Source organism: Bacillus paramobilis, assembly GCF_038096195.1.
Classification (GTDB): Bacteria; Bacillota; Bacilli; order Bacillales; family Bacillaceae_G; genus Bacillus_A; species Bacillus_A mobilis.
This window is the reverse complement of the sequence record NZ_CP151108.1, coordinates 3116863-3132558: the sequence shown is the minus strand read 5'-3', so window position 1 is coordinate 3132558 and position 15696 is coordinate 3116863. Positions and strand designations below refer to the sequence as shown.

The window sequence follows — 15696 nt, the reverse complement described above, 5'->3', positions numbered from 1 at the left end:
GGGCTATACAGGCACTACCGCTAATGATATAGCGAGTCTGTAAATATTCATTCATAGAAAACACCCACTGATTACAGTTTCACTTTATGATTTTCTATAGTATATGTTGGATATAGAAAATCAGTAGTTACGTTATACGTGTAACGTTTCACTTTTTTCATTTGTTTGCTTATCATTTGTTACGCTATTATAAGGAAAAGTTTGGCCTAAAAAGAGTACATGCAGTTGTTCCCATGGTAACATACGTAAATTCCAATTATTTCGAAGCCTTGTTACTGCCTCACGAGGTGTTTCATCGGCGAGTGCAAAAGCTCCGTAATGCATTGGTATAAAGTGTGTAGCGTTTAAGTCTAAATAAGCTTGCACAGCCTCCTCGGGTGAAACGTGGGATATTTTCATAAACCATTCTGGTTCATAAGCGCCAATTGGCATAAGGGCAATATCAATTGAAAAGCGTTTGCCGATTTCTTTGAAACCTTGGAAATAACCACTGTCACCACAAAAGTAAATGGTTTCTTTCGTTGTTTCATTATTAATAATCCATCCCCCCCAGTGAGAGGTATTCATATCAAATAAGGATCTTCTCGTCCAGTGCTGGGCAGGTACGAAGTGAATGGAAACATCACTAACTGTTGTATTTTCCCACCAATTATACTCTTCTACGTGAGTGAATTTTTTGCGAGTAAATAATTTTTTCAATCCAATAGGTACAAGGTATAAAACATCATCATTTAGCTGGCGAAGCGTTGAAAAATCTAAATGATCATAATGACCGTGCGAAATGAGGACAATATCAATTTTAGGTAGTTCTTGTATAGAAAGACCGGGTTCAGTAAGTCTTGGAACTAATTTTAATTTAGTAGCCCATACTGGATCTGTTAATATATTCAGCCCATTCGTTTGGATAAGGAATGTGGAATGACCAATCCAAGTTACAGTCGTCTTTTCAAAGTTGTTTTGTAGGAATTTACTTTGTTTAACAGGTGATTGTTCTACTAAAAAAGAAAAATCCTTTTTATTTTGTTTTCGCTCTTTTCGCCAACGTATGAAGGAACGAATTGATTTTTTTGTGCTTACATTATCCATATTTTCATAACGTTTTGTCATGAACATCACCTCATTTAAAATCGTTGTAATTGTATTGTACCGAAATGTTGTTAAGGAATACAGTGTATAACATGGATGAATGTTTAAGGAATTGTTAAAAAATAGGGGGATACGTTTACAAAAGTAACAATAAAGTTAGTTTTGCAAATTCTATTTAGAGAAATAATAGTAAAAAAATATATTTTGTCTAGTAATTCGCTTGAAATAAAGAAGTAACATACGTAAATTCGTACGATTTCGTGAACAAATGTAGTAAACAATTTTCTCGTAGTGTTAACTTTTGTTATGATAAACATAACCTATTTAAATTTAGGATAGAGAAAAGAGGTTTATATATGAAGCGTTATCAAAAAATAATTGGTCTTATGGTTGTATTTTGTCTCTTTGTACTTGTTGGATGTAGTGAATCGGGTTCAAAGCTTCGTAAACCATTGAATTGGGATTTAGAAACTTTCCAATTTACAAATCAAGATGGAAAGTCATTTGGTACAAAAGATTTAAAAGGGAAAGTTTGGGTTGCTGACTTTATGTTTACAAATTGCCAAACAGTTTGTCCGCCAATGACTGCTAATATGGCAAAACTGCAAAAGATGGCAAAAGAAGAGAAATTAGACGTTCAGTTTGTATCGTTTAGTGTAGATCCAGACCTTGATAAGCCGGAGAATCTGAAGGCTTTCATTCAAAAGTTTACAGAGGATACTAGTAACTGGAATTTATTAACGGGTTATTCGTTAGAAGATATTACAAAGTTTTCAAAAGATAATTTCCAATCACTTGTAGATAAACCGGAGAATGGTCAAGTTATGCATGGTACATCATTTTATTTAATTGATCAAAACGGAAAAGTAATGAAAAAGTATAGTGGCATTAGTAATACGCCGTACGAAGACATTATACGTGATATGAAGCGATTAGCGGATTAAAAAGAAGGGTGCACAGCACCCTTCTTTTTTTTACATTAGTCTATGGATAAAATGTCATGCTGTTGTGGTAGCTTTGGTGCTCGAATTTCTAACACGCCGTTTTGATACGAAGCTTTCGCTGCTTTTTTATTAATTGAGTACGGTAATTTAATCAATCTTGATGCTTCTGAAATGGAACGTTCTCGGCGATAATAGTTATGAGATGTTTCTTCCTCGGCCTCTTCAAGTATCTCTTCTTTTACAGAGACTTTTAAGTATTCACTTTGTATTTCAATTTGAATTTGTTCTTTTTGGATACCTGGTAGTTCAGCTGTAACAACGAGTTCTTCACCAACTTCATATAAATCTACAGGGAATGTTAATAAACGGTTTCCTTTTTGGAAAAAATGATTTAAATCAGCGATTACATTGCGAAGTGGTGTTTGCTCGAAGAAATCATCAATTTGCTTTAAATAATTGCGAACCGGTGGGCGAGAAGAGTCTTTTTTTTCTTCACTCATGGTATTCCCTCCTAGAAATCAATTTGCAATATCATATGACAAAAGCGGAGAAAGGTGATTGCCTAGTTTTCATGTTTTCATAAAAAATTGTTAAAAATGTGAAATGGAGTGATTTTTTTATAGTTTTTGGTCGCCATATTCAATTGATTATGCTAGTATAAATAGGGTTGATATAGTAGTATATAGACAGAATGAAAACTGAAAGAGGGTAAGAAGTATGTGTGGTTTTGTAGGATGTTTATGTGAAAACCCTAGAGAGTTTTCAGAAACAGAAAAACATCAATTTGAAAATATGAACACGATGATTTTCCACCGCGGTCCAGATGACGAAGGATATTTTCGTGATGAACATGTACAATTTGGCTTCCGCCGTTTAAGCATCATTGACTTAGAGGCAGGACATCAGCCGCTAACTTATGAAAATGATCGATATGTAATTATTTTTAATGGTGAAATTTACAACTATGTAGAATTACGTGAAATGTTACTTGAAAAAGGTGCAACGTTTGCAACGCAATCTGATACAGAAGTTATCATTGCATTGTATGCACATATGAAAGAAAAATGTGTAGACTATCTTCGTGGTATGTTTGCATTTATGATTTGGGATCGTGAAGAGAAGAAACTTTTCGGTGCACGTGACCACTTCGGTATTAAACCTTTATACATCGCACAACAAGGTGATACTACATTCTTCGCATCTGAGAAGAAAAGTATTATGCATGTGATGGAAGATAAAGGCGTTAATCCAACGTCACTACAACATTACTTTACGTACCAATATGGTCCAGAGCCAGAAACATTAACAATTGATGTTAATAAAATCGAGCCTGGTCATTATTTCGTAAAAGAAGTCGGTAAAGAGATGGAAATCCATCGCTACTGGAAACCTTATTTCAATGCTTCAAGCGCAACGAAAGAGGAGCATATCCAAGCAATTCGTGATGTGTTATATGATTCAGTAAAAGTGCATATGCGCAGTGATGTACCAGTAGGTTCATTCTTATCTGGTGGTATCGATTCATCTATTATCGCTTCTATCGCAAGAGAAATGAATCCAAATCTTTTAACATTCTCTATTGGTTTTGAACAACGTGGCTTCAGTGAAGTTGATGTTGCCAAGGAAACTGCTGAGAAATTAGGCGTTAAAAACCATAATGTATTCATTTCAGCGAAAGAGTTTATGGATGAGTTCCCAAAAATCATTTGGCATATGGATGATCCTTTAGCAGATCCAGCAGCTGTACCATTGTACTTCGTTGCAAAAGAAGCACGTAAGCATGTAACAGTTGTTCTTTCAGGTGAAGGTGCAGACGAGCTATTTGGTGGTTATAACATTTATCGTGAGCCAAACTCACTAAAAATGTTCTCTTACATTCCTAGCCCAGGTAAGAGCGTTCTAAAAGCATTAAGTGGTGCTCTTAAAGAAGGCTTTAAAGGAAAGAGCTTCTTAGAGCGTGGATGTACGCCAATTGAAGAGCGTTACTATGGAAACGCGAAAATCTTCCGTGAAGAAGAGAAAGTTGAATTAATGAAGTATTACAATGAAAGTGTTAACTATATGGATATCACGAAACCATTGTATAACGAAATTAAAGATTATGATGATGTAAGCAAAATGCAGTACATTGACATGTTCACATGGTTACGCGGTGACATTTTATTAAAAGCTGATAAAATGACAATGGCAAACTCATTAGAACTTCGTGTACCGTTCTTAGATAAAGAAGTATTCGATGTTGCATCTAAAATTCCAACTGAATTTAAGATTGCTAACGGAACTACGAAAGCTATTTTACGTGAAGCAGCACGCGGAATCGTTCCAGATCACGTATTAGATCGTAAAAAACTTGGATTCCCAGTACCAATTCGTCACTGGTTAAAAGACGAAATGCATGATTGGGCTATCAATATTATAAACGAGAGTAAAACAGAGCATTTAATCGACAAACAGTATGTATTAAACTTACTGGAAGCACATTGTGCAGATAAAGGCGATTATAGCCGTAAAATTTGGACTGTACTTGCGTTTATGGTATGGCATCAAATTTATGTTGAGCATAAATACGATACGAATAAGTTCCACGAAGAAACGAAACGTGCGTATAGCTTAGTTTAATTAGAAAAACCTTAAGATCGCATATGATCTTAAGGTTTTTTTCATAAATGGAACGAATTATTGATACAATAATAGTAAAAGGATGGACAACATATGATTACGTTTGAAAAAGTAAATGTAGAAAATGAAAACGTTGTTAAAGAAATGTTTCGCTCACATAGTTTAAGTGAGAATCAGGTACAGTATTGTGTGAAAGTTGATGATACATATATTGGTGTAATAGATTATCGTGTTCAAGAGGAGAGTGCGGTTTTATCTCAGTTAATTATTCACTTTGATTATCAAAGTTATGGTTATGGAACAAATACATATTTTACATTTGAAACGATGATGAAAGAAAGAAATGTGAAAGAGATAAAGGTATTACAAACGGAATTAACAGAACAAGCTAAATCTTTCATAGAGAGCTTTGGTTTTAATGAAGAAGATGGAATATATGTGAAAAAAATATAACGATGCGTAGTTATGCGGGATAAATATAAGGCAGGTGGATATATGACGATGACTTCTGGTCTTGTATTAATTGGAGGGTGTTTTCTAGTAGCAGAGCTAATCCATATGTTCATTCGAAAAAGAATGAATAAGAAGAAAAAGCCGTATGAATTACAATATGCCCCTGTGTTTTTCCTTTTATTTTGTATGCTGATTACATTACAAAACATAACGAACTTTCCGCCGCTTTTAAATATTTTTTTAAAGTTCGGTTTGCTGTATAGTAGCACTGGAATAGCTCTTTTATTCTTTTTATTTTGCATACGTTATATTCACTATCAATCGTATATATTTATTTTAAATTGGTTAAAGCAAAATGATAGAAACCGCCTTACATAAGGCGGTTTCTTTGTATTTGTAATAGCTTTATAGTAAGTAAACAACTTTATCTAATAGAAGTTCCATATAACACACAATACGAACTGCTATGGGTGCAATCTGAGATGAAATATCAGAAATGAAATAACGAGATACAGATGTTTTTGTATATAAAGCTCAAAAATTCATTAGAATTTATTGAAATGATTAGATGATTATACATATTATCTGTTGTTAGTATGTGGTACTATATGTTCTTAATCTATAACGTAAGTAGGTGTATAAATTTGAAATGTAAATCAACTAGTTTATCTTAAGTGCTGACAAATTGAAGAAGGAAATTTTTTAGGAGGTATCGTTTTTTGTATGTTTATTATTGATATGTTATTTCTTGAATGGATGACCAGTCTGGAGGGAAGTGTGCTTACAATACTTTTCAGATTTATATCCAGTATTGCAAATGAAACGCTGTATTTAGTTATAATTTCGATTTTATATTGGTGCGTTTCTAAAAGAAAAGCATTTCATATGATTGTTATGCTTTGTTTCTCTGGGTATATAGGGATAGTGGTAAAAGAATTCATGAAAATCCCGCGACCGTATACATACGATGGAGTTCAAGCTTTATATGAAAAATCAGCCGCAGGTTATTCTTTTCCAAGTACACACGTCCAGTTAGCGACAACATTTTGGAGTTCATTCATGAGTTTATGTAAAAAGAGAATCATTTGGATCATTGGAATTATTTTTATAATAGTGGTTGCTATTTCTCGTCTTTATTTACGTGTACATTGGCTCAGTGATATAGTAGGTGCGGTTTTAATTAGTGTCACAGTTGTTTATTTATATACGAAAGTAATAGTGGAATTAAGTGATAGGAAATTTATTTTGTTACAACGAATTATATTGGCTGTTTCACTCATTATGTATTTTACGACAGACCAAATAGATAATTTAAAATTGCTTGGAGTTTTGACAGGTTCTACGATTGGCATCATGTTAGAAAATCATTTTATTAAAATGAACGAAAATAATAATTTGAAAATACAGGTAGTAAAAACAGTATTAGGTCTTAGTTTCATGTTCATGATACAGCTCATACTAAAAAAAGTAATCCCTGACATGTATTATTTACGTTATGTATTGACTGGAATTACAATTACTTTCATATGTCCGTTTATTTTTCATATGTTACGGTTAAAAAATGTGAGTAGCAAATAAGTAATAGTTTGAATAAAAATAAGGTCTAGATTATATATATTGAAAAAGTTTTCTAATATATCTATTGACAATGTATGAGAGATACATTACTCTTTAGAATGTAAATGATAATCAATTTCAACTAGGAGGACTTATGACACGCACTAAAAACTTGTTTATATTTTGCGTTATGTTATTAACGATCATAATCGCAGGGTGTAGTAAAGAAGAGAAGAAAGAAAATGATACATCAGCTAAAGCAAAAGATTCATATATAATAAAACATGCAATGGGGGAAACGGCAGTAAATGGTACGCCAAAAAGAGTTGTTGTTTTAACGAATGAAGGTGCTGAGGCACTTTTAACTGTTGGAGTAACACCAGTTGGAACTACAAAACCACGAGCTGGTGATGAATGGTATCCTCATTTAGCGAAAGAGTTAAAAGATACGAAAGTAGTAGGAACTGAGCGTGACATTAATTTAGAGGCAGTAATGAAGCTTCAGCCGGATTTAATTATAGGAAATAAAATGCGTCACGAAAAAATATATGAGCAGTTAAAAGAAATTGCGCCAACAGTATATGCTGAAACATTGCGCGGTGATTGGAAAGAAAACTTTACGCTTTATACAAAAGCTGTAAATAAAGAAAAAGAAGGGCAAAATGCTCTTAATGATTATAAAAAGCGTATTGCAGCAATAAAAGAACAATTAGGTGATAAAATTAACTCTAAAGTTTCCATTATTCGCTTCGTCCCAGGTGATGTTCGTATTTATCAAAAAAATTCATTCTCAGGCGTTGTATTAAATGATATTGGATTTAAACGACCACCACTACAAGATAAAGATGAATTTGCGATAAAAGGAATTACAAAAGAACAAATTCCAAGTATGGACGGGGACTATATATTCTATTTCACATCTGATAAAGATGCGGATAAGAATAATGAAGGAAACACGTTAGCGAAAGAATGGACAGAAGATCCACTCTTTAAGCAGTTACAGGCTTCTAAAGATAATAAAGTATTCCAAGTAGATGAAGTGATTTGGAATACAGCAGGTGGTATTGTAGCTGCCAATCTTATGTTAGATGATATTGAAAAATATTTTCTGAAGTAAATGCACGGTCGAGTACATCACTTTAAATGAGTGATGTACTTTTTATTTGTTAAAATACAGAAAATTCCTTCTTTTAGGTGTGGATAAGTTGTACAATAAAACCAATCATGGAATAAAGGAGTGGGAATAAATGAAAGCTACTCATAAAGATTGGATTTTGTTTAACGGGAGAATGGTAAATACGAAGGAAGAACAGCCGATGATTCCATTAGAGGAGAGAGGCTTTCAATTTGGCGATGGTATATATGAGGTATTCAGACTATATGATGGGAAGCCACATTTATTAGATTTACATTTAGAACGATTCTTTAATTCTATGGAAGAAATAAAACTAATTCCACCGTTTACTAAGGAAGAGTTGGTGGAAGAGTTACATCAAATGATTGAAAAAAATCACTTTCAAGAAGATGGGAATGTATATTTGCAAATATCAAGAGGTGCTCAAGCACGTAATCATGTGTATGAATCAAATATGGAACCAACATATTTTGCAAATATAGTTTCGTTTCCAAGGCCAATTGCTGCAATGGAACGAGGAATAAAAGTTACTGTAGAAGAGGATATACGCTGGAAGTTCTGTCATATAAAATCTTTAAATCTGCTACCTAATATTATGATTAAAAATAAAATAAACGAACAAGGCTATCAAGAAGCGATATTAGTACGAGATGGAATTGTAACGGAAGGGTGTCATTCAAATTTCTTTATGGTGAAAAATAATAAATTGATTACACATCCGGCTGACAATTTCATTCTCCACGGCATTACACGTCACTTCGTTATTACATTAGCGAAAGAGTTACATATTGAAGTAGAAGAACGAGAATTTTCACTACAAGAAGTGTATGAAGCTGATGAGTGCTTCTTCACAGCGACACCACTTGAAATATTCCCAGTCGTTCAAATAGGTGATGAACAGTTTGGAACCGGCGGAAGAGGGCCAATTACAAAGAAACTCCAAGTTGCATATGAAGAAAGTATTCGTTTTTTTAAAGTTACGAACTAATATTGAAGAAAAAAGCTGGTATTCCTCCAGCTTTTTTTCATGATATAATTCAAGCATAGGACAAGTTTTGAAAACGCTGTAAAAAGGGGATTTAATGTATGAATTATGAAGATTTTAAAGAAGTAATTCACGGTAGACGAAGTGTTAGGAAGTTCACAGAACAAGAAGTATCCACTAGTGATATAAAAGAAATTATTGATTGTGCTCGTTATGCACCGAGTGATACGAACTCACAAACGTGGGAGTTCTTGGTCATTATGAACCGAGAGAAAATTAAAGAAATTGAACAAATGACATGGGATGCATTACATAAACTTGCGGCAAAAGCGGCAGAAAACGGAGAAGAGAAAGCAGGGAAATTACTTACACGTTCTTTCGGACCATATGCAACAGCTTTTTCGGAGGCGCCAGTATTAATCGTGTGTTTGGCAACACCATATGAATCAAAATTTCGAGAAAAGATATTTGATCCAATTGCTTTTGTTCCAGATTCAGTTTGGGAAGAAGAAGGGATTAAGAGTAGCTGTTTAGCAGCACAAAATTTAATGTTAGCTGCACATGCGAAGGGGCTCGGTACTTGTCCGATGACAGGACCGGTATTGTTAGCTCAAGATGAACTACGACAATATTTACAAATTGAGCCTGAAAAACAAATAAATATGGTTATTTCACTCGGTTTCCCGAAAGATAAGCCGAAGAAACTTCCAAGAAAAGAAGTAGATGAGATTACAACATTTGTTTTTTAAAGCTCAAAATAAAAAGACATTGTATGAACAATGTCTTTTTATTTTGGACGGGTATGTAATTAATCTGTTGGGCTAAAATGATAGATAAGAGGGAATTACTATTTATTTCATAAAAAAAATTAATGTTCTATTAAGGAAAGTATGATACATTAATCGTGAGCAATATTCTATTTGTTCATGAAAGTGTTGAAAGTAGTTTTAAAAATTAAAAGTTATTTTTGTATAATAAATTATAATGAAATGACAGGGGGGATGAATTTTGAAAAAATTCATAATCACTGGATTGTCTGTATTGTTACTAGTTGGTTGCGGTACTCCACAGGAAAAAGAGGGTACACAATCAAAGCAGGAAGAAAAAGTTGTAAACGCTAGTAATGAGAATATAGTTTTATTTCCTGAGGGAGCAGTGCCAATTGGAGAAGGAAAAGTAAAAGTTATTACACCAAATGGCACGTCTGAGAATGGTAATATACCGGCTGTATTCATCAAAAAGGATACTTTAATTCAACATGTTGAATTAGAGCTTTCTAATTTTCAAAACGATAAAGAAACATTTGTATTTGTAGATCAAGTATATGCAGATAAATATCAAGTCACTAGTACAACACAGACAACAGTACAATTAAAAGAAAAGATGTTTGAGACAGGTAGTCATACGATTACTGCAGTTCAGTATGAAAACAATGACCCGAAAGGAAAGGTTATTAGTTTTAATCAAGCAACATTTGAAACAAAACCTGCATCTTAATAAGAATAAAAAGTACATTACTCAAAAAGTGATGTACTTTTTTGTTTGAATCAGAGGATGAAATAGTGAATCACTTGTTTCGTTTTCTAATACGATTACATAGGAAGAACTCACTTGTTATTACTATTGCAGAGAAAGAGGTTGAAGGTGTGAATCCATGTATTCATATCGTCTTGATTAGTATAATACTGTCAGTAATTTGGTTTACTATACAAGAGGTGATTCATATTACGTTTAATTATCAAATTCATGACTTGTTAATAGGAGCTATTTGTTTTATCATAGTTTATCCATTATATGATAAACTCGGATTAAGGTAAGTTTTAAAAGAAAAATGTAGGTATTTCATTTGAAATGTCGAATAGTACATACGATGTCGTAATAACAAATTTTCTATTGTTTACTGTGAAACAGAAGAAGGGGAGATAGTAGTTATGAAACGAGCGCTTATTAATATTGATTATACATATGATTTTGTAGCTGAAAAAGGTGCTTTAACATGCGGGAAACCAGGGCAAGAAATTGAGAAGGGAATTGTACATATAACGAAGCAATATATTGAAAATGGAGATTATGTTGTCTTTGCGATCGATAAACATGAGGAAGACGATGTATATCATCCAGAATCAAAGTTATTCCCGCCTCACAACATCGCTGGTACAAATGGAAGAGATTTGTTTGGTGAATTGCAAGATGTATACGAAACATATAAAAGTGCTGAGAATGTATATTACATGGACAAAACACGATATAGTGCATTTGCAGGAACAGACTTAGAGATGAAGTTAAGAGAAAGAGGAATAGAAGAAGTTCATCTTGTTGGTGTTTGTACGGATATTTGCGTTCTTCACACAGCAGTAGACGCTTATAATAAAGGATTCAAAATTGTGGTTTATGAAAAGGCGGTTGCATCTTTTAATGCACAAGGACATGAATTTGCACTTGGACATTTCAAGTCATGCTTACATGCAGAAGTAAAGTGAAAAAGAGGCCTTTAAAAAGGTCTCTTTTTACGTTATAGCCCATTGTTAGTAACCTCCGCGAGTCAAAATATTTTTAACTGAACAATTCGGCGTTGTGTTAATATTCCCCTTTTTGTTTAGGGAAGTATTGAGGTCTTAAAATAAATTCATTTAATAAAATTTCAATCGTCAGCTCCCTTTAGGTGATGAAAAAGGGTATATTTATAGAAGAAAGTGTAACAAGTTTTAAAGAAATCAAAAGTTATGACAATAAATTAGTTTTTCATGAAATTTTCATTAGTTAAGGGTGTGGATGGATGAGTTTATTAACGTATACTGAAGAATTTTTTAATTATGTAAGAGAGTTTTTACTTTTAAGATTTTTACTATTTGCTTTAGTTCTAATCATTATCTCATTTGTAATCAACCGTATTATTGATTGGTTTTTTAGGAAATCAAGCTTTTTTGATGAAGAGGTAGAACAAACGATTCAAAGTGTGATTCGATCTATTTTTAGATATATCATTATCATCAGTCTAATCATATATTTAATTAGCCAATTTGTAGATATAAAAAGTATCATTGCAGGTGCAGGGATAGCGGGAGTTGTTATCGGCTTTGCTGCACAACAGATGCTAAAAGATGTTATATTAGGCTTTGCGCGATTAGCGGACAAAGAGTTTCGTGTTGGCGATTTTGTTACTTTTAACGGAACAAATTCAGGAACAATTGAGGAAATTAGTATTCGTTTTATGCAAATTCGTGAATGGTCAGGAAAACTCCTAACTATACCACATGGAGAGATTAGGACAATACAAAATTTTAATAAAGGATGGATGCGCGTAATTGAACGGATTACGGTAAGTTATCAGGAAGATCCTACAAGAGTTAAGGAATTGTTGGAAGAAGTTTGTGTGAATTGTAATGAAAAATTGGCTCCAAGTCTTTATAAAGTAGAGGATGAAGCTGTTGAGCCGTTTAAATATGTTGGTGTTACAGATTTAAACCCGAATCTTAAATACGTTGGATATGAATTTTGTATTACAGGTTTAATAAAGCCAGAAGATTATTTTGAAACTTCTAGACAAGTAAGATTTGAATTAATGTCTATGTTCCATAAGAATCAAGTGCAGATGCCAGCAGCAAATATGGTCGTTACTACTGAAAGCTTACAGCATGCCCGTGTTGGACAATCTTTATCGGATAGTTAAAGTAGAACAGTTTGTTAACAAAAATTCTGCATCTAACATTGGATAGAAAAATAATAATAAAATGATTGAGATAAAGAAAGAGCCAAAGGAAATTGGCTCTTTTTAATTTGTAGAATTTAGAAATTTCTTAATGTTATAATGGTAGTTGGTGATGAAAATGAACTTTGAAGAAAAAGAGATGCATCGTTTAGAAGCATTAAAAGCAATTGCAGAATTATTAAATGAAGCAACAGACTTACAAGACATGTTAGAAAAAGTGTTACATACATTGTTACAAGTTATGAATTTACAAACAGGGTGGATATTCTTTATCGATGAAAGTGGAAAGCACCGTATGCTTGTAGATGAAAACTTACCGCCAGCTCTTACGTGGCAAGAAAAGAAGCCAATGTGTGAAGGAGACTGCTGGTGTGTAGAGCGTTTTGTGAATGGGAGATTAGAAAAAGCAACAAATATTATTGAATGTAAGCGGATAGAGGATGCGATTGAATGTAATTGGGGAGAGACAGAAGATGTTACGCATCATGCGACAATTCCTCTTAGGTCTGGGGCGGAGAAGTTTGGTTTATTAAATGTGGCCTCGCCCCAAAAAACACATTTTTCAGAGGAAGAATTAGCATTATTAGAATCAATTGCATTTCAAATAGGAACGACAATACAACGTATTCAGTTAGTGGAGAAAGAACGTAAATATGTAGTGGTAGCTGAAAGAAATCGATTAGCTCGTGATTTACATGATTCAGTAAAACAATTGTTATTTTCTATTATGCTAACAGCAAAAGGTACTCTAAATATGACGCAAGATAGAGATTTGCAAGAGATTTTAAGTTATATTGGAGAATTATCACAGGAAGCATTACAAGAAATGACACTATTGATTTGGCAATTAAGACCGGAAGGATTAGAGAAAGGTTTAGCAGAAGCAATTAAAAATTACGGAAAGTTGTTAGGGATTCATGTGGAAGTTCGAATTGATGGAATGGTTTCAATTGGGGATGAAATAGAAGAAGTTTTATGGCGTATTAGTCAAGAAGCAATACATAATTGTAAAAAACATGCTTCATGTGAAAAGGTAAATGTTCTTCTAAAAATAGAAAATAACCAGTTATATTTTTATATAGAGGATAACGGAATAGGATTTATACAAGATCACGTAAGAGAGACAGCGCTCGGCTTAAAAAGTATGAAGGAACGTATTCAGTTAATGAGGGGATCGTTTCAAATAAAAACGGAACTGAAAAAGGGTACGAAAATTGAAATTCAATTGCCGGTTTGAAGGGGAGAAGAAGGTTGAAGATTAAATTACTTTTAGTTGAGGATCATCATATTGTTCGAAGAGGACTTGTATTCTTTTTGAAAACGAGAGAAGAATTTGAAATTGTTGGGGAAGCAGAAAATGGTGAAGAGGCATTAACATTCGTCCGAACGGAAAGGCCGGATGTAGTATTAATGGATCTATCAATGCCGAAGATGGATGGTATTGAAGCAACAAAACGGATAAAACAATATGATGACACAATAAAGATACTTATATTAAGTAGCTTTTCAGAGCAAGATTATGTTTTACCAGCACTAGAAGCTGGAGCGGATGGTTATCAATTAAAAGAAGTACAGCCTGAGCAACTTGTCGCTTCTATCATTGCAGTACATGAAGGAAATACGAATTTTCATCCGAAAGTAACCCCGGCACTATTAGGACGGTCAGCAATTAAGAAAGAAAAAGAAAACCCTTTTTCCATGTTAACGAAAAGAGAGCAAGAAGTACTTCGTGAAATTGCGAAAGGGAGAAGCAATAAGGAAATTGCAGCAGAACTTCATATTACAGAACAAACTGTAAAAACACATGTTTCAAATGTTTTAGCTAAGCTGGAAGTAGATGATCGTACGCAAGCTGCATTATATGCGGTGAAGCATGGAGGGAATAATAAATTTGAATAATTATGTACTATGTTGCGACAGAATACATAGGAGCCTTTAAAATTTATCCCGCTATTTTCGGGATAATAATCATTGGAAGATGTACAATGCGCTCGCTAATTAAAACTTCAATTTATAGTAGTGCCAAATAAAGGTTTTTCTTCTTTCGATAATTAGGTACAATAAAGCTACGATGGAAGGGGAAGATATGTTATGCCAGGTACAAGAAGTGGGCTTGGAAAGATTCAGGCTTCGTTAAACGGTTTATCACCGAAATTGCGAAGTATTGCTGAACATATATTGAAACATCCACAAGATGTTGTACATAAATCTATTACAGAATTAGCTGAAGTTACGAATAGCTCCGAAGCTACGATATTTCGCTTATGTAAGCATCTTGGTTTTCAAGGGTTTCAAGATTTAAAGATTACATTAGCTCGTGAAATTGTACATACTCCAATGCAAAATATTCATGAAGAAGTATCGGCGGAAGATAGCATGGTAACTGTTGCTAAAAAAGTTTTTCATTCGCATATTACAGGACTGCAAGATACATTACATTTGCTAAACGATACAGCACTAGAGCAAGCTGTAAAAGTATTGCAAGATACAAGCCGTATTGAGTTTTATGGAAATGGTGGTTCCGGTATTATTGCGATGGATGCATATCATAAATTTATGAGAACAGGTATTTCTTGTATTGCTCATACAGATTCACATTTTCAAATTATGGGTGCGGGTTTACTAACTAAAGAAGCAGTGGTCATTGCAATTTCTCATTCTGGTAGCAATAAAGGGTTACTGGAAGCGTTAGAAGTAGCAAAAGCAAGGGGAGCTCGCATTATTGCAATTACGAGCTATCAGAAATCAGCATTAAGTCAACTTGCTGATATTACGTTATATACTTCAACACGTGAGACGGAATTCCGCACAGAAGCCAGTTCATCAAGATTAGCACAGTTAAGTTTGTTAGATACTTTATACGTTGGATTATCATTACAACGCCAAGAAGAAACGTTGCAAAATTTACAAAGTATACGTGAAACAATTTCGATGAAACGAATATAAAAAGTCCTTCAGTTGAAGGGCTTTTTATATTGGTCAATATTCTTTTGCGAAAATCTGATGATTATAATTCTCTATTTTAAGAATCTTTCTTAATTGAGTCGTATACTTCGCACCTAGAATTTTAATAAACGATATATGGATGGAAATTCAGTTTTCCTTTAAATATAGTAAGAAAACATTTGGTTAATAATTCAAATATTGTTCAATATTTAACAATAAGCTTTTAAAATTCCATGTTATGATGAACGTGTAATGATGATTG

The 15696-nt window shown here is 33.5% G+C and carries 17 protein-coding genes; 15 read left to right on the top strand and 2 right to left on the bottom strand.

Annotated elements, in window-relative coordinates; all coding sequences use genetic code 11:
- Positions 1-132: 132 nt before the first annotated feature.
- The gene (locus AABL52_RS16075; protein WP_000167210.1) at positions 133-1107 is read right to left on the bottom strand and encodes an MBL fold metallo-hydrolase; all 975 of its coding nucleotides are present in this window, start codon (positions 1105-1107) and stop codon (positions 133-135) included.
- Positions 1108-1442: 335 nt separating this feature from the next.
- On the opposite strand from AABL52_RS16075, the gene AABL52_RS16070 reads away from it, so the two are divergent.
- A complete protein-coding gene (locus tag AABL52_RS16070; RefSeq protein ID WP_341517923.1) occupies positions 1443-2030 on the top strand; it encodes an SCO family protein in 588 nt (195 codons plus the stop codon).
- A gap of 35 nt (positions 2031-2065) precedes the next feature.
- Here the strand turns inward: AABL52_RS16070 and AABL52_RS16065 are convergent, their stop codons facing one another.
- Entirely contained in the window at positions 2066-2530 is a 465-nt protein-coding gene (locus AABL52_RS16065; protein WP_001288083.1) for an Hsp20/alpha crystallin family protein, read from the bottom strand.
- A gap of 217 nt (positions 2531-2747) precedes the next feature.
- Between AABL52_RS16065 and asnB the strand changes: the two genes are divergently transcribed.
- From asnB to AABL52_RS15995, 14 genes are all read left to right on the top strand, one after another.
- The gene (gene asnB, locus AABL52_RS16060) at positions 2748-4649 is read left to right on the top strand and encodes an asparagine synthase (glutamine-hydrolyzing) (protein ID WP_000333823.1); all 1902 of its coding nucleotides are present in this window, start codon (positions 2748-2750) and stop codon (positions 4647-4649) included.
- A gap of 93 nt (positions 4650-4742) precedes the next feature.
- Positions 4743-5102 (top strand): GNAT family N-acetyltransferase, encoded by a 360-nt coding sequence (locus AABL52_RS16055; protein ID WP_097844593.1) that lies wholly within the window; start codon positions 4743-4745, stop codon positions 5100-5102.
- A 48-nt stretch (positions 5103-5150) separates the two neighbouring features.
- On the top strand, positions 5151-5480 hold the full coding sequence (locus AABL52_RS16050; protein WP_340421823.1) for a hypothetical protein: 330 nt from the start codon (positions 5151-5153) through the stop codon (positions 5478-5480).
- 345 nt (positions 5481-5825) lie between these two features.
- Positions 5826-6680, top strand: a complete 855-nt coding sequence (locus AABL52_RS16045; RefSeq protein ID WP_341517922.1) for a phosphatase PAP2 family protein — start codon at positions 5826-5828, stop codon at positions 6678-6680.
- A 133-nt stretch (positions 6681-6813) separates the two neighbouring features.
- The gene (locus AABL52_RS16040; RefSeq protein WP_341517921.1) at positions 6814-7776 is read left to right on the top strand and encodes an ABC transporter substrate-binding protein; all 963 of its coding nucleotides are present in this window, start codon (positions 6814-6816) and stop codon (positions 7774-7776) included.
- Between the two features lie 130 nt (positions 7777-7906).
- Positions 7907-8782 (top strand): D-amino-acid transaminase, encoded by an 876-nt coding sequence (dat, locus tag AABL52_RS16035; RefSeq protein ID WP_341517920.1) that lies wholly within the window; start codon positions 7907-7909, stop codon positions 8780-8782.
- A gap of 98 nt (positions 8783-8880) precedes the next feature.
- On the top strand, positions 8881-9528 hold the full coding sequence (locus AABL52_RS16030; protein ID WP_001105300.1) for a nitroreductase family protein: 648 nt from the start codon (positions 8881-8883) through the stop codon (positions 9526-9528).
- A gap of 259 nt (positions 9529-9787) precedes the next feature.
- A complete protein-coding gene (locus AABL52_RS16025; RefSeq protein WP_000713501.1) occupies positions 9788-10276 on the top strand; it encodes a hypothetical protein in 489 nt (162 codons plus the stop codon).
- A 65-nt stretch (positions 10277-10341) separates the two neighbouring features.
- Positions 10342-10596: a hypothetical protein gene (locus tag AABL52_RS16020; RefSeq protein ID WP_341517919.1), complete on the top strand. Its 255-nt coding sequence runs from the start codon at positions 10342-10344 to the stop codon at positions 10594-10596.
- 114 nt (positions 10597-10710) lie between these two features.
- Entirely contained in the window at positions 10711-11259 is a 549-nt protein-coding gene (locus AABL52_RS16015; protein ID WP_341517918.1) for a cysteine hydrolase family protein, read from the top strand.
- 296 nt (positions 11260-11555) lie between these two features.
- Positions 11556-12449 carry a mechanosensitive ion channel family protein gene (locus tag AABL52_RS16010; RefSeq protein ID WP_000055438.1) on the top strand — a complete coding sequence of 298 codons (894 nt, stop codon included), beginning with the start codon at positions 11556-11558 and terminating at the stop codon, positions 12447-12449.
- 178 nt (positions 12450-12627) lie between these two features.
- Entirely contained in the window at positions 12628-13725 is a 1098-nt protein-coding gene (locus AABL52_RS16005; protein WP_341519731.1) for a sensor histidine kinase, read from the top strand.
- A gap of 14 nt (positions 13726-13739) precedes the next feature.
- On the top strand, positions 13740-14387 hold the full coding sequence (locus AABL52_RS16000) for a response regulator (RefSeq protein ID WP_000694652.1): 648 nt from the start codon (positions 13740-13742) through the stop codon (positions 14385-14387).
- 192 nt (positions 14388-14579) lie between these two features.
- The gene (locus tag AABL52_RS15995) at positions 14580-15434 is read left to right on the top strand and encodes a MurR/RpiR family transcriptional regulator (protein ID WP_073518470.1); all 855 of its coding nucleotides are present in this window, start codon (positions 14580-14582) and stop codon (positions 15432-15434) included.
- The last annotated feature ends 262 nt before the right edge of the window (positions 15435-15696 follow it).